Here is a 19,631-nt window from a genome sequence, read left to right as displayed (position 1 = left end):
CGGCTGTCCCGAGCGCCCGGCCGCCGACTTTGGCCAACCGAATCCGACATTTATTTCGTTGCATTTGGCACTTCTGCGCCGCTCACGCGTTGGAGAGTGTTCAACAAACACGGCGCAGCTGCAGCTAATGGAGCTCTGCGCCAATGTCGGCAAACTCGACAGCCAATGAGGCAAGCGCGACTGGTGGCGGCGAAAAATAGGGTGCCTGGCAAAAGGGGAAAGAGGCCATTGGCTGCGATGCTGGGATGGACGCTGCTGGCAGGCTTCGCGCTGACTACCGCGGCGGTTGCTCAGTCAACGTCAAGCTTTGCGATAAATCCGCCTGCCGCAGCTGCTCCGCCCGACGACGGCCAATGGGCGATGCCGGCAAAGAACTACGCCTCGACCCGCTACAGCGAACTTGCGGAGATCACCGAAGACAACGTCAAAAACCTGCAAGTGGCCTTCACCTTCTCGACCGGCGTCAACAAGGGTCAGGAGGCTGCGCCCCTGGTCGTCGGCAACACGATGTACATCGTGACGCCCTTCCCCAACATCCTCTATGCGCTTGACCTTACCAAGCCCGGCGCGCCGATGAAGTGGAAATTCGAGCCCAACCCCGAGCCCGCCGCGCAGGGAGTTGCCTGTTGCGACGTGGTCAACCGCGGTGCAGCCTTCTTCGAAGGGCGCATCTATTTCAACACGCTCGATGGCCATGCCATCGCCGTCGATGCGGCCACCGGCAAACCGGTCTGGAACACCCATATCGGCAACATCAATATCGGCGAGACCATCACTATGGCGCCGCTGGTGGTGAAGGGCAAAGTGCTGGTCGGCAATTCCGGCGGCGAAATGGGCGTACGCGGCTGGATCAAGGCGCTCGACGCCGGCGACGGGCATGTCGTCTGGACGGCCTACAATACCGGCCCTGACGCCGAGGTGCTGATCGGCCCCGATTTCAAGCCGCATTACGACATGGACAAGGGCAAGGATCTCGGCGTGACGTCGTGGCCGCCCGACGCCTGGAAGATCGGCGGCGGCAATGTGTGGGGCTGGATCTCCTATGACCCGGACCTAAACCTGATCTTCCATGGCACCGGAAATCCCGGTCCGTGGAATCCGGATCTGCGGCCCGGCGACAACAAATGGACCGCCGGAATCTTTGCCCGCGATCCCGACACCGGCGCAGCCAAATGGTTCTATCAATGGACCCCGCACGATTTGCACGACTACGACGGCATCAACGAACAGGTGCTGCTCGACATGACCTGGCAGGGCAAGCCCCGCAAGGTGCTGGTCCGACCGGAACGCAACGGCTACGTCTATCTGTTGGATCGCACCACAGGCGAGGTCCTGTCGGCAGTCCCGTTCGGGCCAGTCAATTCCAGCACGGGCGTCGACCTCAAGACCGGCCGGCTGATTGTAAATCCGGACAAGAAGACCGGCACCGGCAAGGTCGTGCGCGACATCTGCCCGACCGCGTCCGGCCTCAAGGACTGGCAGCCTTCGGCGTTCTCGCCCAAGACCGGCCTGCTCTACATCCCGCACAACAATCTCTGCATGGACGAAGAGGGCGTCGAGGTAAATTACATCGCCGGCACGCCCTATGTCGGCATGAACGTGCGCATGATCCCCGGACCAGGCGGCGATCGCGGTGCTTTTACCGCCTGGGATGTCGCCGCCGCCAAGCCGGCGTGGAGCCTGAAGGAGAACTTTCCGGTGTGGAGCGGCGCCGTCGCCACCGCCGGCAACGTCGTGTTCTATGGCACTATGGAAGGCTGGTTCAAGGCGGTCAGCGCCAGGACCGGCGAACTGCTGTGGCAGTTCAAGACGTCGTCCGGCATCATCGGCCAGCCGATCACCTATCGCGGCCCGGACGGGCACCAATATGTCGCGATTCTTTCGGGCGTCGGCGGCTGGGCCGGCGCGATCGTATCCAGCGATCTCGATCCGCGCGACGCCACCGCCGCGCTCGGCTTCGTCAACGTCATGAAGGATCTGAAGGATGTAACCACGCCGGGAGGTACGCTGTATGTGTTCCGGCTCCCTTGAGACGACCGGCCGAGTTGCGCGCGCACGGAGAAAATCTTCCCGGCGGTTTGGCGCCGCGGTCGGCGCACTGGCGCTCTCGCTCGTCGCCGCCGTTGCCGATGCGCGCGAATTGAGGATCTGCGCCGATCCCAACAACATGCCGTTCTCCAATGCCGCCAGGCAGGGCTTTGAAAACAAGATCGCCGAACTCGTCGCGACGGAGCTTGGCGCAACGGTTTCCTACACATGGTGGGCACAGCGCCGTGGCTTCGTCCGCAACACGCTGAAGGCCGGCCTGTGCGATCTTGTGCCCGGCACGCCCGCCAATCTCGAGATGCTGCGCACCACCGCGCCCTACTACCGGTCTTCCTATGTCTTCGTGACACGCAGGGATGCGCCGGAAATCGCGTCCTTCAACGATCCTCGCCTGCGCGATCTGCACATCGGCGTCCAGCTGATCGGCGACGACGGCGCCAACTCGCCACCCGTCCTGGCGCTTGGCAGTCGCGGCATCGTCGGCCATCTCGTCGGTTTCCCCGTCTATGGCGACTATTCGGCGCCGAACCCGCCAGCGCGCATCATTGAGGCGGTCGCGAATGGCGACATCGATATGGCCGTCGTCTGGGGGCCGTTGGCCGGCTACTTCGGTGCCAGGCAAAAAGTACCGTTGCGGATTACGCCGGTTGCGCCGCGCATGGACGGTCCGCTGCTGCCGATGATCTACGACATCTCGATGGGCGTGCGCCACGACGACGATGCGCTGCGCAGCGAGGTAGACGCAGCGCTCGCCAAACACCGCGCCGAGATCGATGCAACCCTGGCGGCATATGACGTGCCTCGCCTCGACGTCGCCGGGGCGGCAGCGCGATGAACCGCGGCCTTCCATGCGTGCTGTCGGCGATGCTCGTTCTTGCCGCTTGCCAGCGTGAGGAACGCGACACGCGTCCACAGTCGGCGCTCGGCTCGGGCGATCAACCGGCAGCCGTCACGGCCCTCGAGCCGGGCGGCCAGCGGCCAACCTCGTCCAACAACAAGGCCGGAGTGTTCGAGGCCAACGCCTTCCACCTCAGCGAGGGCAAGCGTCTGTTCAACTGGTTCAACTGTTCCGGCTGCCATGCCAACGGCGGTGGCGGCATGGGCCCGGCGCTCATGGACCAGAAGTGGCTCTATGGCAGCTCGATCGAAAGCATCCACGCCACGATCGGGGACGGTCGGCCAAACGGCATGCCGAGCTTCCGCGACAAGATCCCGGACGACCAGATCTGGGAGCTTGCTGCCTTCGTCCGGGCACTGAGCGGCAACGCACCGTCCTCCGCCGCGCCGGGCCGCGACGACGACATGATGCCCCATCCATCCGAGAATCGCCTGCCGGACGCCGCGACGCTGGGGAAGTCGCCGTGAGCCGCGGTGTCTGGACGGTGTGCGGGTGCACGGCCTGCATCCTGCTCCTTGCAGGATGCAGCGGCTGGCAATCCGCGCTCGACCCAAAGGGCCCGGCCGCGGGCGAACTCGCATGGCTGATCTGGTTGTTCACCGCGCTGTGCACGGTGGTCTGGCTTCTGGTGATGGCCGTGCTGATCGTGCCATTGGCCCGGCGCGCGGCGCCGCTCGGCGACCCGCTTGTCCTCGACGCTGCGGCCGAGCGCAGCAAGATGCGAATTGTCGTCGCCGCACTCGCCGCTACCGCCCTGATCCTGGTCGGCCTGACGCTGCTGAGCTACTTCGCTAACGGGACGCTCGCCGCCATCGGCTCGGATGCGGCGCTGACGATCCGGGTGACCGGGCATCAATGGTGGTGGGAGGTGCGCTACGAAAACGACCAGCCGAACCGCATCCTGACGACCGCCAATGAAATCCACATCCCGGCGGGCGAGCCGGTGCGGCTTGTGGTGACCTCGACCGACGTTATCCATTCCTTCTGGGTGCCGAACCTCTCGGGCAAGTTGGACGTCATTCCAGGCCACGAGAACGTTCTCGATCTGAAGGCGGACAAGCCCGGCGTCTATCGCGGGCAATGCGCCGAGTTCTGCGGCGCGCAGCATGCCAATATGAGCACCTTCATCATCGCCGAACCTCGGCCCGTCTTCGATGCCTGGCTGAACGATCAGCTGCGGCCGGCAGCCGCCCCCGTGTCGGCCGAGGCCAAAACCGGCCACGACCTGTTCCTCAAACGGCCATGCGTGATGTGCCACAAGATCGGCGGCACCATCGCCGGCGGCACGGTCGCCCCAAACCTCACCCATATCGCAAGCCGGCAAACGCTCGCTGCCGGCACGCTGACAATGAGCCGCGGCAATCTCGCAGCCTGGATAGCCAATCCGCAGGGGATCAAGCCAGGCGCCCACATGCCGGTGGTGCGACTGGACGGGGACGAACTGAATGCGATCGTCGCCTATCTCGAGGGCCTGAAATGAGCAGCGCCGACGTGGCCCGTGAGCGTCGGCTCGCCGGCGAGCGAGCAGCGGCCGGCAAAGGAGACCTGGCCCCCGAGCGCGACGGTCCTCGCGATACCAGCCTCGACGACTCCAGCCTTGACCGCTGGCTGGCGCGGACATGGCAGACGGCGCCGGGCATCATCGGTGCGCTCTCGAGCGTCGACCACAAGATTGTCGCGCGGCGCTACCTGATCACCGCTTTCGCCTTCCTGTGCCTCGGTGGCCTCAGCGCCGTTGCCATGCGCATCCAACTGTCGGGGCCGGAGCGCGGGCTGATCGGGCCCGACCGCTACAACCAGCTGTTCACCATGCATGGCGTGACCATGATGTTCCTGTTTGCGGTGCCGATCGTCCAGGCGACCGGCATCTACCTCGTGCCGCTGATGGTCGGCACCCGCAACATCGCCTTTCCGCGCCTCAATGCATTCAGCTTCTGGATTTATCTCTCCGGTGGCCTCTTCGCCTGGGTCTCGTTTGCACTCGACATGGCGCCCGACGTCGGCTGGTTCTCCTACGTGCCGCTGTCCGGTCCTGAATTCGGGCCAGGCAAGCGTTCCGACGTGTGGGCGCAGATGATCACCTATACCGAAGTGTCATCGTTGGCGGTCGCGGTTGCCACCATCGTCACCGTGCTGAAGCAGCGTGCGCCGGGCATGTCGCTGGACAAGATTCCGCTCTATGTCTGGGCGATGCTGGTCACCTCCTTCGTCATCGTGTTCGCGATGCCGGCGGTCATGATCACGTCGACGTTCCTGATCCTCGACCGCCTGGTCGGCACCCATATCTTCAATCCCGCCGAGGGCGGCGACGTATTGCTGTTCCAGCACCTGTTCTGGTTCTTCGGCCACCCCGAAGTCTACATCATATTCCTGCCGGCTACCGGCATGGTGTCCTCGATCATCGCCGCTTTCGCCCGGCGTCCGGTTTTCGGCTATCTGGGCATGGTACTGGCCTTGATCGCGGTCGGCTTTCTGTCGTTCGGCCTGTGGGTTCACCACATGTTCGCAACCGGTCTGCCCAAGCTCGGCGCGAGCTTCTTCACCGCCTCGAGCATGCTGATCGCCATCCCGAACGGGCTGCAGATCTTCTGCTGGCTGGCGACATTGTGGGACGGACGCCCGATAATCAGAACGCCGCTGCTGTTCGTGTTCGGCTTCTTCTTCACGTTCGTCGCGGGCGGCCTGACTGGGGTGATGCTGGCGTCGGTGCCATTGGACCTGCAAGTGCACGACACCTATTTCGTGGTCGCGCATTTCCATTACGTGCTGATCGGCGGGTCGGTGTTCCCGCTGCTCGGCGCGACCTATTTCTGGTTCCCCAAGATCACCGGCCGGATGATGAGCGAACGTCTCGGACGCTGGCACTTCTGGCTTGCCTTCCTAGGCTTCAATGCGGCGTTCTTTCCGATGCACATTGTCGGCCTGTGGGGCATGCCGCGGCGGGTCTACACCTATCCGGTGGAACTCGGCTGGGGCAACATCAACCTGTTCATCACAGCCGGCGCGGTCATCCTGTTCCTAAGCTTCGTTCTGTTCACTATAAACCTGGTGTACAGCGCCTCGAGGGGCGCCCCGGCCGGGGACAATCCCTGGAATGCCGGCACGCTGGAATGGGCGACGAGATCTCCACCGCCGAGCTATAATTTCGCTCGGATCCCGGTGGTTACCCACGCCGAGCCGCTCTGGGCCGAACGTGACACGCTGCCTGTCGCGACCGGGCTTCGCGTCGACGCGCGCGAACTTGTCATTTCGACCGTGGCAGAGGCGCATCCAGATGTGCGCGAGAAGTCGGCGACGCCGTCGATCTGGCCATTGTTCGCCGCGCTCGCCGTCGGCGCCACCTTTCTCTATTCGATCTTCAGCCCGTGGGCGGTGGTCTGGGGAGCCGGGCCGATCGCCATCACTTTGATCGGTTGGTTCTGGCCGAAAGGCGATCCGGAGGATGAGGAATGAAACAGCGTCCTGCCGCCGATCTTTCCAAACTCCCGACCTTCGGGATCGGACCGCGCAGCCCGACCTGGTGGGGCACTCTCGCCTTCATGGCGCTGGAGGGCACCGGCTTCGCGCTCGCCGCAGGCACCTATCTTTACCTCGCCTATCTGTCGCCCAAATGGCCATTGGGCGTGCCGCCGCCCAACCATTGGCCGGGCACCATCGTCACGCTGTTGCTGCTCGCCAGCGTGGTGCCCAATCACATACTGAACCGCTACACCGAAGCCTGTGCCATGGTGCCCGTGCGCATCGGCCTGATCGTCATGTCGCTGCTCGGTATCGCACCGCTTGTCGTGCGGTGGTTCGAATTTCCGGCCCTCAACATTTATTGGGATACCAATGCGTACGGCTCGATGCTGTGGGTCCTGCTCGGCCTTCACACAACGCACCTGATTACCGACGTCGGCGACACGCTGGTGCTGACGGTCCTGATGTTCACGCGCCATGGCTATAGCGGCCGGCGTTTCGGGGACGTTGGCGACAACGTCTTCTACTGGGATTTCGTGGTCGCGACCTGGATCCCGATCTATCTGTTGATCTACTGGATGCCGAGGCTTGACTGAGATGCGTGCGCTTCGCTTGGGCACATCATGGGGCGGGCTGTTGTCCGGGCCTTTGGCTTGGGCGGTGTCGACGCAGCTGAATTATGCGTTCGTGGAGTGGCAGTGCGCCCACGGTATTCCCGTCATACCGGTCATTGCGCTGGTGCTGACAGTGCTGGCGTTGCTCGGCGGCGGGCTTTCGTGGCGGGCGCGACAGCAAGGTGGCGCCGCCTTTAAACCGGATCGTACGCGCGGCACCGAGCATTTCGTCGCCAAGATCGGCATTCTCAGCGCGGTGCTGTTTGCGCTGGTAATCGTCATGCAAGGCGCGGCTTCGCTCATTGTTGACGGCTGCCTACGATGAGCTTCGACGCGCTCTTCTCGACCTCGATCTGCTACGGTGCCGGCGCCCCGCAGGCCGGCTGGACGCTGGCGTTGCCGATCACGCTGCCGCTAACCATGGTCGCACTGCTTTACGCGGCAGGCGCCTTTCGGCTGTGGCGGCGGAGTGCCCGCAGCCGCCCGTTGCGGTTGCGGCAAGCCCTGCTGTTTGCGACCGGCTGGGCCATTTTGGCGGCAGCACTGGTCAGTCCGCTCCATGCATTGGGTGAGCGCGTTTTCACCGCCCACATGATCGAGCACGAGCTGTTGATGGCGGTGGCGGCACCCCTGCTGGTCGCCTCCCGTCCGGCGGCGGCGATGATGTGGGCATTGCCGACCAAGCTGCGGCTGGCATTTGGCGCAGCCGGGCAGGCGAAGGTGCTTCGAACCGTTTGGGCCGCCGTCAGCCGCCCTCTAGCCGCGACCTTCCTGCACGGCGTCGCGATTTGGGCGTGGCACGTTCCGGCGCTGTTCGAGGCGGCGCTTGCACAGGGTGTCCTGCATTATGCGCAACATGCCAGCTTCTTTGGTACGGGGCTGCTGTTCTGGTGGGTGCTGCTGCCGCGTTCAGGCCGCGAACAAGCCTACGGCAGCGCAGTCATGCACCTCTTTTTCACCTCGCTGCACACCGGCCTGCTCGGGGTGCTGCTGCTGGTCTCGCCAAGGCTGTGGTACCCGGTAAACGCAGCCGGCGCGGAATTGTGGAGCCTTAGCCCGCTCGAGGACCAGCAGCTCGCCGGCTTGGTGATGTGGGTTCCGGCCGGCCTGATTTATGGCGGAGCCGCGTTGCTGCTGGCCGGTCTGTGGATTCGCTCAAGTGGACAGAGAAGATGGGAGGCGTCGCATGCGCTCCAGGCTGTCTAAGCTGGTCATTGGTACCGGGACGGCAATTGCCGTGCTGGCCGCAGCTTGGGCGGCGCTGACGTTGTGGCCGGAGCGCCTCGTCAGGGTCGCGCATAAGACGGACAATGCCCCTGGCAGCATCGGCGTGCGCGCAACATCGCGCTTCACTCCGTCCGGACCCATCCTCGGCGCCGCGGCAATTGTCGTGCTTGTTGCAGCCCTGGCCGGGATCGCGTTGTACTTTGAGCAAAGCCGTCGAGTGGAGCAGAAGGCCGACAATGCAACCGGCGGTGTTGGCGCCCGCGCCATACCAATCATCATGGCCAATGGCTGTGCCGGATGCCACACGATCACCGGCGTGCCCGGCGCGCAGGGACTGGTCGGTCCACGCCTCGACGCCAGCTTGGCCACCCGGGTCTATATCGGCGGCGTATTGTCCAACAACCCGCGAAACATGGTCCGTTGGATACGCGCCGCAAGAGAGATCAATCCGCACACGGCAATGCCTTCGACCAGAATTTCCGAGCAGGAGGCGCGGGATATCGCGGCCTATCTCTATTCGCTGAAATGAAAGTCATCGCTCATCCCGGCAGCTGCACGCGGCCTGTCTTCACCAGTCGATCGCAGGCCGAGTGATCATCAGCCAGAAAATCCCGAGTACCGCAGCGAAGGCGGGGAAGCCGAAGGCGAACCACAGCCAGAAGAGCCGATGATAGCGCGGCGGCAACGGCGCGCCTGCAGCGGCGGCTTGCGATGCCAGCTTGCGCATCTGCATTTGCATCCAGACGACCGGGAGCCAGAACATTCCGGTGAAGATATAGAGCGCGATCGAAAGTACGATCCAGCCCTCCGACAGCGAGTAGCCTGCCTGCCAGGCGAGCGCGGCTCCGGTCAAAGGCTGCGCGACCACGGCCGTCGCGGTGAAAAGGAAGTCGGCGACGACGACGATACGCGCCACGGCCGCAACCGTCGCGGCATTGCCGGTCCTGTGGGCGAGCAGCATGAAGAAAGCGATACCGGCGCCGGTACCAAGCAGCACGGATGCGCCGATGACATGCAGAAATTTCAGCAGGAAATAGAGCATCAACGCTCCTCCAGCACTGCCAAGGCCACAAAGTGCAGCACCAGGATCGGCAACACCTTGAGGAACGGCCCAAGCGGGTCGTTCCACAGATCGGGGCTCAGGAAGCTTCCGACGACAAGGTAGAAGAGCGAGAGCGCGATGCCGCCATAGAGGCCTTTTCGCGTCGCTGGCCGCCAGGCTAGGAGCGCGCCGACGGCGATGTCGGCAAGAGCACCGGCTATCACGGTCGGCGCCGACAAGATGCCAGCCCCCGTGCTTTGCATCAGCTCGATGCCACCGTTATAGCCGGTGGTCAGCGACACAATACCCGTCACGATCCAGAAGAAGGGCAGGACGACGAAGATCGCAGGCTTGATGAAATACAGCCGGGCAAACCATTTTTCCTGCACCGTTGCCGGATTGAGCGCGAGGAAGCCCGCCAGGGTTTGCGGGCGTATGCCGGTCGCGGCGGTCCAGTCCGAGGGATCTCCAACCGCTCCTCGGGCGATCTCTCTGGCCGCGTTGGTGCGCATCGGTGGACGCCAGCCGAACATCGCGGCAAGGTCGCCGAGGCGGTAGAGAAGCCTTGCAACAGCCGCCGGCAAGACAAACCTGGCTGCAGGAGCCCAGCCGAGCCATCGGCGATAGCTGCCGACGACCTCGTCCATGCTCAGCTGTTCGGGACCGACAAGTTCCAACACGACGCGAGACGGACTGTCGGGATCGAGAAGGAAGACGACTGTTGAGACCACATCGTCGAGTAGTACCACCTGGAGCCGGCCGGTGCCGGGCATGGACGGTAGCACCGGCAGCGAGGCGAGACCCCTAAACAATGCGCTGGCCCCAAACACCGGCCGGCCGAGCACCACGGACGGGCGCAGGATCACCCAATCCAGATCAAGCGCCATAAGCGCTTGGTCGCCGGCCAGTTTCGTCGCCGAGAATGCCGAAGGCTGCGCCCGATCGACGCCTATCGCCGAGAAGTGGATTACCCGGGCAACCCCTGCCCGCGCACAGGCGAGGAAGAGTGCTGCCGCCGCATCGCGATGGACTTCGCGCGTCTTTTCGCGAGGGCTGTCCTGCAGGACGCCGGCACAATTCACGACGGCGTCGACACCCCTGAGATGCGGTAGCCAGTCTTCGGGCTGCAGCGCCGCCGCCATGTCCAGCACCAGCAATTGATAATTGCCGGCCCGGTTTGCGCCGGGGCTGCGGACCAATCCGATCACCTCATGCCTTTCGGAAAGAAGGCGTGCCACGACGGAGGCACCGATCAGGCCGGTGGCGCCGGTAACCAGGACTTTCACTGGACCCCATTCTCCGACGGCGGGAAAGTATCGTTCATTCCGGTTTATCGCCCTCGATACTCCCCTTCATACCGGAAAGTTCTTCCGTCGTGCATAACAACCGCGGCCGCGCCGGGTCGGAGATGTCGAGCTTGTCCCAGGGAATGCGGTACACGCTGTCGCGACTGCGCAATCGAAAGGCGTCGAGGACCGAAATGCCGATGGCCGAAGCGGACAGACGCTCGAAGGCCGCGTAGATGCCGACATGGTACTCGGCAACTACCAGGTCGTCGCCATCCGGTTCGGCGCGTATCTCCTCGATACGGCCGATGCTTTTGCCGCGCTGCGAAAGCACATTCCTGCCAGCCAATTGCTCAAGATTGACGGTGGCCATCATCCAGCTCCCGGAATACGCCCAATGACATGATCGCGCAGCCAGTCCTGCCAGTCGAAAATCGCCGTTTCGCGGACGTCGATATCGAACTCGATGTCGACGCCGATGTCGCGCACCTTGTTCCAGGCGATGCGGTGCGGCTCGGCATGGCGCTTGCCGCCGAGCCTTGCCGCAACCCGCGCCATCCAGCGCCCGGGTCGCTCGCCAAGCCGACGCCCCAGCGTGATCGAGCCGAGCTCGACCGCAACGATTTTAGGCGGCTCGCCTGGCCTGAGCTCGGCCACCAGCCCGTCGACCTTGCCGATCTTGACCTGCTCGCGGTCGACCACTTGCTTGTCCAGGATGTCGCGCAGCAACTTCATCACGTGCCTCCGAATATCTGCAAAGGAATGGTCACGATCGCGAGCACGAAACCGAGCGCGATGATGAAGATGACCGCGGCATTCGCTATCATGCCATTGCGGTGCTCGCCGACATAACGCTCGTCATTCAGCAGGAAGAGGAACGGCACCACGGTCAGCGGCAGGCTGGCGGCCGTCAGCGCCATGGAAAAGATGGTGAGCTTCAGCGGATCGAGGCCCAGTGCGATCGGAATGGCGGCGAGAACCAACAAGATTGTATAGACGGTGCTGAAACCCGGGTCGTCGCGCGGTTTCAGGTTCTCGCCCCAGGTCCAGCCGAAACCCTGCGCCACAAGGTAGGCTTGCTGCAGGCCGATTTCGAGCACGGCACCGAAACAGGCAATGCCAAGTGAAGCGACGAACAGGACGAACCCCCAGAAACCGAAGATCTGGATCAGCATCAGCGGCAGTTGGTGGTAGTCGTCGACCCGCTCTATGCCGTGTGCTGCCAGAACGAGCGCCGCCACAATCAGCACACCCATAGCGATTGTGCCGCCAAAACTCATGCCCAGGCCGGCAATCGCCCGATTTGCTCCGAGATAGCTCTTGTCCCACTCGTCCTCGATCGCTCCCGACGAATAGAACATGAACAGATAGGGCGAGATCGACGCACCAAGAATGCTGACCGCCATGAACCAGTAGTTGGCCGCGTCGTGATTCGGCAGTGTTGGCACGGCCCCGGCCGCGACCTGCCCCCAATCGGGCTTCAGCATGACGGCGCCAACCACGAAGCACAGCGTGACCAGCCCGAGGATCGCGACGCCTTTTTCGATGAATCCGAACGTGCCTTTCCAAAGGAACAGCCATGCCAGAAAAGCGACCGGCAGCGCCCACCACTGAAAGCCGATGCCGGTGGCGAGCTCGAGCGCAATGGCAACACCGCCGATTTCGGCTGCCATGACCAGGAAGTTGACCAGCAAGGTCGCAAGCAACGGCCACAGAAAGGCGTTGAAGCCAAACCGTTCCCGGATCCCGTCGGCGATGGTGTGATGGCTAACTGCGGCGAAGCGTCCGGCCATTTCGACCAGGAAGATGATGCAGATCGTGCCCAGGACGACGGCCCATATCAGCTGAAACCTGAACGCCGCGCCGGCCTGAGCGGCGGTCGCCATTGATCCGACCTCAAGAAAGCCGCCAACGCTGGTGACGACGCCGAGCGATATTTCGAGCAGCTTCTTCATGATTTCGGCGCGAAATATTTCGCGTAGGACGTGCTCAGGTCGGCGGCGGCGGCCCGCAGATCCTGCTGCGCCTGTTCCACTTCCGAGCGGTTGCCGTTCTGCACGGCCGTCGCCGCGCGCATTACCGTTGCCGAAAGCCGTCCAACCACCATCGTCAGACCGGCTTGCCCGCTGGGCTCAGGCGACTTGGCGGACTGGATTTGCGCACCGGCATCGGCGAGCGCCTTGCCGACCGATTGCAAAGTGCGCGACGTGTATCTCGACGGGGCTTCCCCAGCGATCCAGCTCTCCAGGACCAGCGATGCGGTCTGTGTGGCGGAAGCCGCGGTTTTCGACTGCTGCTCGACCTGGCCGGAAGGCGAGCATGCCGTCAGTACAAATATTATCAGCAGCAAGCACAGGCGGTCTGGTCGAAGACCGATGGCTGTAACGGCATTTACAATACGTGCTTGTAGCGTTGCTGCCACACGATTGTTCTCCCCGCACCAGGCGACTTCGGCGCGAAGTTTGATCTAGAGCGCTGGATGATCAGGTCAACTGAACCGCGATGAACGGCGCTGGCACCGCGGAACAAACCAGCGATCGCCGGATTAGGGGATGAGGAGGCAAAGGCCATGGACAGGGAAGAGCGTATCCGGCAGCGAGCCCATGAGATCTGGGAGCGCGAAGGCCGTCCGCAAGGACGTGAGCGCGAGCACTGGGATCAGGCCGTGCAGGAGATCGAAGCTGAGGGTTCCGAGGCCGAACGCGGCCCGGTCGTGCCCGATCCAACGGTCGAGGCCGGCTCCGATCCGGAGGCACGCGGCAGCAAGCGGCGGCGAGGGACATGAGGCCGATGCCTCGTTTCGTCGCCTGGATCGTGGTCGTACTGGTCGTGCTGTTCGCCGCCTGGCTGATGATCGGGCGCGACAGAACCGGCGGCGGAGGTCAGCCCACGCCGCACGCAATTGATCAAAATGGATAGGAGCCGACATGACGGGAACCGATACTCATCCTGAACAAGACCCGGCGGAAGGATCGCGATCGATAGTGGAAAAGCAGCTCCGCAAGGAGCAAGGCGGCGAGGGTCAAGATCGCAAAGCCGAGCCAGCTTCCGACAAATCCGGCAGCAAGACCAAGACGCCTTCGGAAGCGCGCAAGAAAGGCTCAGGCTTGGATTGAGCCGGCCGAAAGCGGGCTCACACTGCCGTTTGCCTCGAAATAATGGGGATAGCGCTCCCGGACGATTTCGAGCACCTCGAAGATGCGGCGAAGATGCGTTCGCATCGCCTCTTCCGCGGCAAGGGCGTCGGCCTGCTCGAGCGCATCGACGATCCGCCGATGTTGGCCGAGAACCACCGACATGCTGTCGAGGCGCGGGAAAGACAGGAAGCGGAAGCGGTCCATGTGCAGCTTCGCCGCGCTGATATCGGCCCAGATTCCGGGGAAGCCGGCATGGCTGGCGATGTGCTGATGGAACAGCTCGTCCGACTTGAAGAAGCGCCTGTCGTCCGCGATGGAGGCGAACGTCTCCTGGACCGCCAGTTCGCCTTTGAGCACGGCAAGCAGGTCGGCACGGCGCGGGCTCTCGACCGCGCGCTTGATCAGGCCGACTTCGAGCGCTTCGCGCAGAAACTGCGATTTCTCGAGATCGGCAATCCGCAGCGGTGCCACCATGCTGCCGCGCTGCGGATAAATGTCGATCAAGCCAAGACCGGCCAGCCGGGCGAGCGCCTCCCTGACCGGCGTGCGGCTCACGCCGAGGGCTTCCGACATCGCCTTTTCAGAAATCAGCTCGTGCGGCTTCAGGCGGAAGGTCAGGATCTGGTCGAGCAAAACCTCGAACGTCCTAGCCGCAACTGAAGCGCCAGGGGCGGTTTCGCCGAGCCGCCCCTCGGTGATGGTCCGCATTCCCAAAAGCCCTGCCATCGGCGACCCCTTATAGGCTCTGCAGCTTCAAGCCGTTCATGAAATGCCTGCGCAAGCAGCAGCGCCGACGTTATTCCTTGCGCGGAGAACCGCCGATGCGCGCCAGCAGGCCGCCATCGACGCGTACGACCTCGCCGGTGACGAAGGAGGCATCGTCGGACAGCAGGAAGGCGACGACTGCGGCAATCTCTTGCGGCTGGGCGGTACGGCCGAGCGGATGCATATTGTCGAGGATGCGCAGGATCTCGTCGGGCTTATCGTTGAGCTTGACCGCATCCCGCAGCATCGGCGTGTCGACCGCACCCGGAGCGACGGCATTGACGCGCACGCCGAGCGGCGCATAGTCGACGGCCATCGATTTGACCAAGCCGATCAGGCCGTGCTTGGCCGTGCTGTAGGCCAGAACCCCTTCCTGGCTGGCCAGACCCTGCACCGAGCTCATATGGACGATGGCGCCGCGGCTTTGCCGCAGCAGCGGCATCGCCGCGCGGGAGAGCAGGTAGGCAGCCTTGAGGTTGACGTTCATCACCTCGTCCCAAAGCGCCTCGTCCGTGGTCTCCACCGTTCCGTAACGCTGGATGCCGGCATTGTGGGAGAGCATGTCGAGCCCGCCGAACGCGGACCGGGCAAGCTCGACGGCGCGGCCGCAGGCCTCAGTGTCGGCGGTCGAGCCGAGCACGGTGTGCACGGTCACGCCGCGCGCCGAAAGCTGCGCCGCGACCTCATCCAGCTGATCGCCCGCCCGGTCGAACAGGATCAGGTCGACGCCTTGCTCGGCCAGTCTTTCGGCGACAGCACGGCCGATGCCCATGGCCGCCCCCGTGACCAGTGCGCGTTTTTTGAACTCAGCCATTTATCCTCCCTCGAACAGTTGCGCAGGAACTGCCATGGTAGTCGACGGCCGCCACTTGACGTGCTCTTTCCACCGAGCCGGCCCAAGCGGGTTCGGCATCATGTCGATCCTTGCATGAAAGCCAGCGTTTCCGCGCGCGTCGGTGCGCCAAGACGTCCGCCAAAGCGCAGGCATTTCAGGGCGGCGGCGGCGCTGGCCACTGCTATCGCCCGCTCTTCGTCCCAACCTTCGGCCAGGCCGAGAGCGAAGGTGCCGTGGAACACGTCGCCTGCCGCCAGAGTGTCGACGGCTTCGACCCGCGGCGACGGCAGATGACGGACGTCATTGCTGCCCGAGTAGCGGAACACGGTGCCGTTCGCGCCATCGGTGACCGCCACGAAGGCGCCGGTCCGTTCGCCGAGAATGGCGACGGCAGAACCGGCGGATATCTCCGGACCGCAAAGGATGCGTGCCGCCGGCAGCGAAGCAACGACATGCGAGGCGAGCGGCAGCAGCCGGTCGAGCACCGGTCGCGACGCGACATCGGCGTCAAGGATCGCCGGGATGCCGCACTCGCGAGCCTTCGCCAGCGCCAGGGCCGCGGCTCCGGGCCAGCGGACATCAACCAGCACGGCGTCGAAGCGGGAAAAATCCGCGGGCGGAAGACGGTCAGGATCGGCTTGCGTGACTGCATCGTAGAAGGGCACAATCATACGCTCGCCGGCGGCATCGACCAGGATCGTGGCAATGGCCGAGCGGCCATCTTCAACCCTGCGCACCAGCGAACAGTCGACCCGCTCCGCCTCCATCTGGCCGATGACATCGCGGCCGACAGCATCGTCGCCGACGCTTGCCCATAGCCAGACCTGCCCGCCCTGGCGGCTGGCCGACGCGGCGGCACTTGCCGCCATGCCGGCCGCGATCTGCACGGCCTCGCTTGGCAGGAACTTGCCGGCGCCGGAGGGCAGGACATCGAGGCGCAAGATCGTGTCGTAGGTGAGCGCGCCGACGCAGAGCAGGCGGGGCGCCGTCATTGCAGCCGGTAGCCGCGCTGATGGGCAATCGCCGTCATCACGCCTCTCAATTCGGCAAGGCCGCGAAGACGGCCGATCACGGGGTAGCCGGGATGGGTGTGCCGCGCAGCGTCATCGATCAGCTCGTGGCCATGATCCGGGCGAAACGGCAGCAGCGCCGCCGGTTCGCCGGCGTCGCGGCGGCGTTGCTGCTCGTCGAGCAAGATCGAGACCACCGAGACCATGTCGACATCGCCGCTCAGATGCTCGGATTCCATGAACGAGCCGTCCGGGTCCTTGCTGACGTTGCGCAGATGCACGAAGTTTATCTTGTGCGCAAAGCGCCTGGCGATGGCGGGCACGTCATTGGCCGGGTTGGCGCCCAGCGACCCCGTGCACAAGGTGAGGCCGCTATGGGCCGATGGCACGGCGTCCAGGATAAGGGCGATGTCGTCGGCGTTCTTGACGATCCGGCACAGGCCGACGAGATCGCGCGGCGGATCGTCCGGGTGGATCGCCAACGTGACGCCCGCCTCTTCGGCCGCCGGCAGCACGTTTTCGAGAAAACGGACGAGGTTCTCGCGCAGCCGGTCGTGCGACAGGCCCGATTGCTCGGCCACCACTTCGCGCAATTCTGCTATGTCGTAGCGCTTGAAGGCGCCCGGCAGGCCGGCCATGATGTTGGCGAGCAGACGCTCTTTTGACGTATCCGGCGTCGTCTCGAACCATTCGCTCGCCCGCTGGAGAACATCGGACGCATAGTCGCGCTCCGATCCCTTGCGCTGCAGCATGTAGCAATCGAACGCGGCAAGCTCGTGCATGTTCATGCGGAGCGCCCGTCCACCGCCCGGCAGCGGCGCAGCCAGGTCGGTCCGGGTCCAGTCGAGGATCAGCATAAAGTTGTAGCAGACCGTGCGCACACCGCAGGCGCCGAGATTCCGTAAGGTCTGCCTGAAATTGTCGTAGAGCCGGTCGAGATCGCCGCGGCCGAGCTTGATGTCCTCGTGCACGGGCACACTCTCGACGACGCTCCATTTCAGGCCCATCGCCGGATCCGCCTCGATAAGCGCCTGGCGCTGCCTGATAGCGTGGATCGGCCAGACTTCGCCGTAAGGGATGTCGTGCAATGCTGTCACGATGCCGGTTGCGCCGGCCTGCCTTGCGTGGGCAAGCGTTGCCGCGTCGCTCGGACCAAACCATCGCCACGTCTGCTCCATTCGACCTCCAGCTGCGGAATTTCTCGATGAAGACCGCTGGTGTATTGGATACTACCATGGTAGTCAATTGTGCCTGTGTCAGCGTTCGGGCGGCCGCCCTTTAAAAGATTACAACGATACGTGGCGTTCAGATTGAACGGCTATTCAAGGTCCGAGTTTCGGCTGGCCCAAATCGCGCCGCGTTCGAACATCGTGCGCATTTGCGGCACGGCGAACTCGTCGGCGGTGTGCCCGAGCGCGCTGTAGAAGACGCGGCCCTTGCCGTAGCGGCGCTTCCAGACAACCGGCATGACGACGCCGGCGATGAAATCGAGATGCTCGCCGGTGAAAGTAGTCGTCGCCAGCACCTCGTTGGTCGGATCGACATGCATGTAATACTGCTCTGAACGGTAGGCGAAGCCGTCGATGCCCTGCATGACCGGATCGCCTGGCCTGGTGATGTCGACGTGATAGTCGATGATGTTGCCGGGATGGGCGACCCACTGGCCGCCGGTCATGAACTGGTATTCCGGCTCGTTGCGGAAGCTGTCGCACATGGTGCCGTGAAAGCCCGCAAGGCCGGTGCCGGCCCTGACGGCGCTGGTCAGGTTTTGCAGCTCCGGCTTTTCGATCGTCGACATGGTGATCACCGGGACAATGAGATCGAGCTTGCCCAGCTGCGGATCGGCAAGCGCCGAAGTCCCCTGCTCCAGCTGCACGTCGAAGCCGTTGCCGGCCAGCATCTCCTTGACGATTTCGGCGCTTCGGGCCGGGGTGTGACCTTCCCAGCCGCCCCAGAAAATCAGTGCCGTCTTGCTCATCGCATTATTCCCCTATTCCAGAATTCCGAAAGGCAGGTCGGCGCGCATCGGCGCCGGCCGGGCGCAGCCATATCTGAGATCGATACACTGCCCTATCTCTGCTGAAGAGATGATCGATTCCATGATTTCCAGGACATGGAGGGAAAGATCGAGACTGGCGCGGTGTTGTCTGCCCGAGACGACCGCCTGCGCCATGTCGGCAAGGCCGAGGCCCCGGTAATTGCCGTCGCCATACGAATGGATCTGATCGGCCACCGTCCAGTCGCCCTTGCGCTGGCTGGTCCTGATGTCGCCTTGGAACTGGTTGGGATCGGAGACGATCATCGAGCCCCTGGTTCCGTAAAGTTCGATGTGATTGTGTTCATGCTTCCAGACGTCGAAGCTGGTGGTGATCGAGACCGCGGCGCCATTCTCGAATGCGAGCAGGCCGGAAATATGGGTCGGCACCTCGACCCGGATGGTTTCGCCCTGGCGCGGTCCAGAATCGATGGTGCGGGTGGCGTAGGATGACTTCGCCTGCCCGGTCACGGATTTTACCGGACCCAGGAGATTGACCAGGCAGGTCAGATAGTACGGTCCCATGTCGAGCATCGGCCCACCGCCGGGCTGATAGTAAAAATCCGGATTGGGATGCCAGAGTTCGTGGCCGGGCACCTGCATGAAGGCAGAGCCGGCGACAATGGTCCCGACCGTATCCTTATCGACCAGCCGCCGCGCCGTCTGGTGGGAGCCGCCAAGAAAGGTGTCGGGTGCGCAGCCGACGCGCACGCCCTTTTCGCGCGCGGCCGCGACCAGCCGCTCGGCGTCGCTGAGCGTCGTTGCCAGCGGCTTCTCGGAATAGACGTGCTTGCCTTGCCCGACAGCCTGCAGGCCGACCGGCACATGATGCTGCGGCGTCGTCAGATTGAGCACGATCTCGACGCGCGGATCGGCCAACAGCGCGTCAACCGGCATGGCAGCCAGGCCGTAGGCCGCTGCCTTGGCCTCGGCCGCCGCCCGGTTGATGTCGGCGACGCCGACAATGTCGAGCACCGGGAATTGTGGCGATGCCTTCAGATAGGCATCCGAAATGTTGCCGCAGCCGATAATGCCGACACCGATCCTCCGCATGGGCTTCTCCTCAAAAGGCGGCATTGATGAAACAGCAGAACTCGTTTGTCACCCCCCTTTCGGCCAGACGACGTTATCCCGTGACAAGGATATACTTCGAGAGCCTCAGAACCGCCGCCCGATCACAATCGCGCGCCTATGCGCGAGCCGCTTGCTTTCGAGGTCGAACGGCCGGTACTCAGCAACATTGCTTCATGTAGCTTGCTCGACATTTTTGATGCCGG

The 19,631-nt window shown here is 63.8% G+C and carries 24 protein-coding genes; 12 read left to right on the top strand and 12 right to left on the bottom strand.

Annotated elements, in window-relative coordinates; translation table 11 throughout:
* Positions 1 to 237 precede the first annotated feature (237 nt).
* From NKI54_RS08545 to NKI54_RS08505, 9 genes are read left to right on the top strand one after another with little or no spacing between them, the layout of a single operon-like run.
* Entirely contained in the window at positions 238 to 2,031 is a 1,794-nt protein-coding gene (locus NKI54_RS08545) for a methanol/ethanol family PQQ-dependent dehydrogenase (protein ID WP_352569439.1), read from the top strand.
* Entirely contained in the window at positions 2,012 to 2,881 is an 870-nt protein-coding gene (locus tag NKI54_RS08540; RefSeq protein WP_352569234.1) for a substrate-binding domain-containing protein, read from the top strand. The genes NKI54_RS08545 and NKI54_RS08540 overlap by 20 nt, the downstream gene beginning before the upstream one ends.
* Positions 2,878 to 3,411, top strand: coding sequence for a c-type cytochrome (locus NKI54_RS08535; protein WP_352569233.1), 534 nt, complete (start codon positions 2,878 to 2,880; stop codon positions 3,409 to 3,411). Before NKI54_RS08540 ends, NKI54_RS08535 begins: the two co-directional genes overlap by 4 nt.
* Positions 3,408 to 4,424, top strand: a complete 1,017-nt coding sequence (coxB, locus tag NKI54_RS08530) for a cytochrome c oxidase subunit II (RefSeq protein ID WP_352569232.1) — start codon at positions 3,408 to 3,410, stop codon at positions 4,422 to 4,424. Before NKI54_RS08535 ends, coxB begins: the two co-directional genes overlap by 4 nt.
* A complete protein-coding gene (ctaD, locus tag NKI54_RS08525) occupies positions 4,421 to 6,397 on the top strand; it encodes a cytochrome c oxidase subunit I (RefSeq protein ID WP_352691136.1) in 1,977 nt (658 codons plus the stop codon). Before coxB ends, ctaD begins: the two co-directional genes overlap by 4 nt.
* Entirely contained in the window at positions 6,394 to 6,999 is a 606-nt protein-coding gene (locus NKI54_RS08520) for a cytochrome c oxidase subunit 3 (protein ID WP_352691134.1), read from the top strand. Before ctaD ends, NKI54_RS08520 begins: the two co-directional genes overlap by 4 nt.
* Position 7,000: 1 nt before the next feature.
* Positions 7,001 to 7,342, top strand: a complete 342-nt coding sequence (locus tag NKI54_RS08515; protein ID WP_352569438.1) for a hypothetical protein — start codon at positions 7,001 to 7,003, stop codon at positions 7,340 to 7,342.
* Positions 7,339 to 8,223, top strand: a complete 885-nt coding sequence (locus NKI54_RS08510) for a cytochrome c oxidase assembly protein (protein ID WP_023676157.1) — start codon at positions 7,339 to 7,341, stop codon at positions 8,221 to 8,223. Before NKI54_RS08515 ends, NKI54_RS08510 begins: the two co-directional genes overlap by 4 nt.
* Positions 8,204 to 8,773: a c-type cytochrome gene (locus NKI54_RS08505; protein WP_352691133.1), complete on the top strand. Its 570-nt coding sequence runs from the start codon at positions 8,204 to 8,206 to the stop codon at positions 8,771 to 8,773. The genes NKI54_RS08510 and NKI54_RS08505 overlap by 20 nt, the downstream gene beginning before the upstream one ends.
* Positions 8,774 to 8,812: 39 nt before the next feature.
* Here NKI54_RS08505 and NKI54_RS08500 read toward each other — a convergent pair whose 3' ends face one another.
* Genes NKI54_RS08500 through NKI54_RS08475 form a run of 6 tightly spaced genes read right to left on the bottom strand, consistent with a single transcriptional unit; the run spans position 8,813 to position 12,922 of the window.
* Positions 8,813 to 9,286 (bottom strand): DUF2269 family protein, encoded by a 474-nt coding sequence (locus NKI54_RS08500; protein WP_023676159.1) that lies wholly within the window; start codon positions 9,284 to 9,286, stop codon positions 8,813 to 8,815.
* Positions 9,286 to 10,572 (bottom strand): SDR family oxidoreductase, encoded by a 1,287-nt coding sequence (locus NKI54_RS08495; protein ID WP_352691132.1) that lies wholly within the window; start codon positions 10,570 to 10,572, stop codon positions 9,286 to 9,288. The genes NKI54_RS08500 and NKI54_RS08495 overlap by 1 nt, the downstream gene beginning before the upstream one ends.
* Before the next feature lie 34 nt (positions 10,573 to 10,606).
* Positions 10,607 to 10,945 carry a hypothetical protein gene (locus NKI54_RS08490; RefSeq protein WP_352691131.1) on the bottom strand — a complete coding sequence of 113 codons (339 nt, stop codon included), beginning with the start codon at positions 10,943 to 10,945 and terminating at the stop codon, positions 10,607 to 10,609.
* Positions 10,945 to 11,307, bottom strand: a complete 363-nt coding sequence (locus NKI54_RS08485) for a hypothetical protein (RefSeq protein WP_023676162.1) — start codon at positions 11,305 to 11,307, stop codon at positions 10,945 to 10,947. The genes NKI54_RS08490 and NKI54_RS08485 overlap by 1 nt, the downstream gene beginning before the upstream one ends.
* Positions 11,307 to 12,527: an NRAMP family divalent metal transporter gene (locus tag NKI54_RS08480; protein ID WP_352691130.1), complete on the bottom strand. Its 1,221-nt coding sequence runs from the start codon at positions 12,525 to 12,527 to the stop codon at positions 11,307 to 11,309. Before NKI54_RS08480 ends, NKI54_RS08485 begins: the two co-directional genes overlap by 1 nt.
* Positions 12,524 to 12,922 carry a hypothetical protein gene (locus NKI54_RS08475; protein ID WP_352578809.1) on the bottom strand — a complete coding sequence of 133 codons (399 nt, stop codon included), beginning with the start codon at positions 12,920 to 12,922 and terminating at the stop codon, positions 12,524 to 12,526. The genes NKI54_RS08480 and NKI54_RS08475 overlap by 4 nt, the downstream gene beginning before the upstream one ends.
* A 219-nt stretch (positions 12,923 to 13,141) precedes the next feature.
* Between NKI54_RS08475 and NKI54_RS08470 the strand changes: the two genes are divergently transcribed.
* From NKI54_RS08470 to NKI54_RS08460, 3 genes are read left to right on the top strand one after another with little or no spacing between them, the layout of a single operon-like run.
* Positions 13,142 to 13,357, top strand: a complete 216-nt coding sequence (locus NKI54_RS08470; protein WP_023676165.1) for a DUF2934 domain-containing protein — start codon at positions 13,142 to 13,144, stop codon at positions 13,355 to 13,357.
* Between the two features lie 5 nt (positions 13,358 to 13,362).
* On the top strand, positions 13,363 to 13,491 hold the full coding sequence (locus NKI54_RS08465) for a hypothetical protein (RefSeq protein WP_280952094.1): 129 nt from the start codon (positions 13,363 to 13,365) through the stop codon (positions 13,489 to 13,491).
* 8 nt (positions 13,492 to 13,499) lie between these two features.
* Positions 13,500 to 13,688 carry a hypothetical protein gene (locus NKI54_RS08460; protein WP_352457405.1) on the top strand — a complete coding sequence of 63 codons (189 nt, stop codon included), beginning with the start codon at positions 13,500 to 13,502 and terminating at the stop codon, positions 13,686 to 13,688.
* On the opposite strand, the gene NKI54_RS08455 is transcribed toward NKI54_RS08460, so the two are convergent.
* The 6 genes from NKI54_RS08455 to NKI54_RS08430 all read right to left on the bottom strand — a co-directional run bounded on the left by NKI54_RS08455 (position 13,674) and on the right by NKI54_RS08430 (position 19,407).
* On the bottom strand, positions 13,674 to 14,435 hold the full coding sequence (locus NKI54_RS08455; protein WP_084641055.1) for a GntR family transcriptional regulator: 762 nt from the start codon (positions 14,433 to 14,435) through the stop codon (positions 13,674 to 13,676). The genes NKI54_RS08460 and NKI54_RS08455 overlap by 15 nt on opposite strands.
* 70 nt (positions 14,436 to 14,505) lie before the next feature.
* A complete protein-coding gene (locus tag NKI54_RS08450) occupies positions 14,506 to 15,288 on the bottom strand; it encodes an SDR family NAD(P)-dependent oxidoreductase (protein WP_352457404.1) in 783 nt (260 codons plus the stop codon).
* A 98-nt stretch (positions 15,289 to 15,386) separates the two neighbouring features.
* A complete protein-coding gene (locus NKI54_RS08445; RefSeq protein ID WP_352680330.1) occupies positions 15,387 to 16,301 on the bottom strand; it encodes a PfkB family carbohydrate kinase in 915 nt (304 codons plus the stop codon).
* Entirely contained in the window at positions 16,298 to 17,497 is a 1,200-nt protein-coding gene (gene uxuA / locus NKI54_RS08440; RefSeq protein ID WP_352680329.1) for a mannonate dehydratase, read from the bottom strand. Before uxuA ends, NKI54_RS08445 begins: the two co-directional genes overlap by 4 nt.
* Positions 17,498 to 17,637: 140 nt before the next feature.
* Positions 17,638 to 18,297, bottom strand: a complete 660-nt coding sequence (locus NKI54_RS08435) for a ThuA domain-containing protein (protein ID WP_352691128.1) — start codon at positions 18,295 to 18,297, stop codon at positions 17,638 to 17,640.
* Between the two features lie 12 nt (positions 18,298 to 18,309).
* Positions 18,310 to 19,407, bottom strand: coding sequence for a Gfo/Idh/MocA family protein (locus NKI54_RS08430; protein ID WP_352691126.1), 1,098 nt, complete (start codon positions 19,405 to 19,407; stop codon positions 18,310 to 18,312).
* Positions 19,408 to 19,631: the final 224 nt, after the last annotated feature.

Source organism: Mesorhizobium sp. M0663, from assembly GCF_040320585.1.
Lineage (GTDB): Bacteria > Pseudomonadota > Alphaproteobacteria > Rhizobiales > Rhizobiaceae > Mesorhizobium.
The sequence above is the reverse complement of the archived record's forward strand: the minus strand, read 5'-3'. Positions and strand labels throughout refer to the sequence as shown.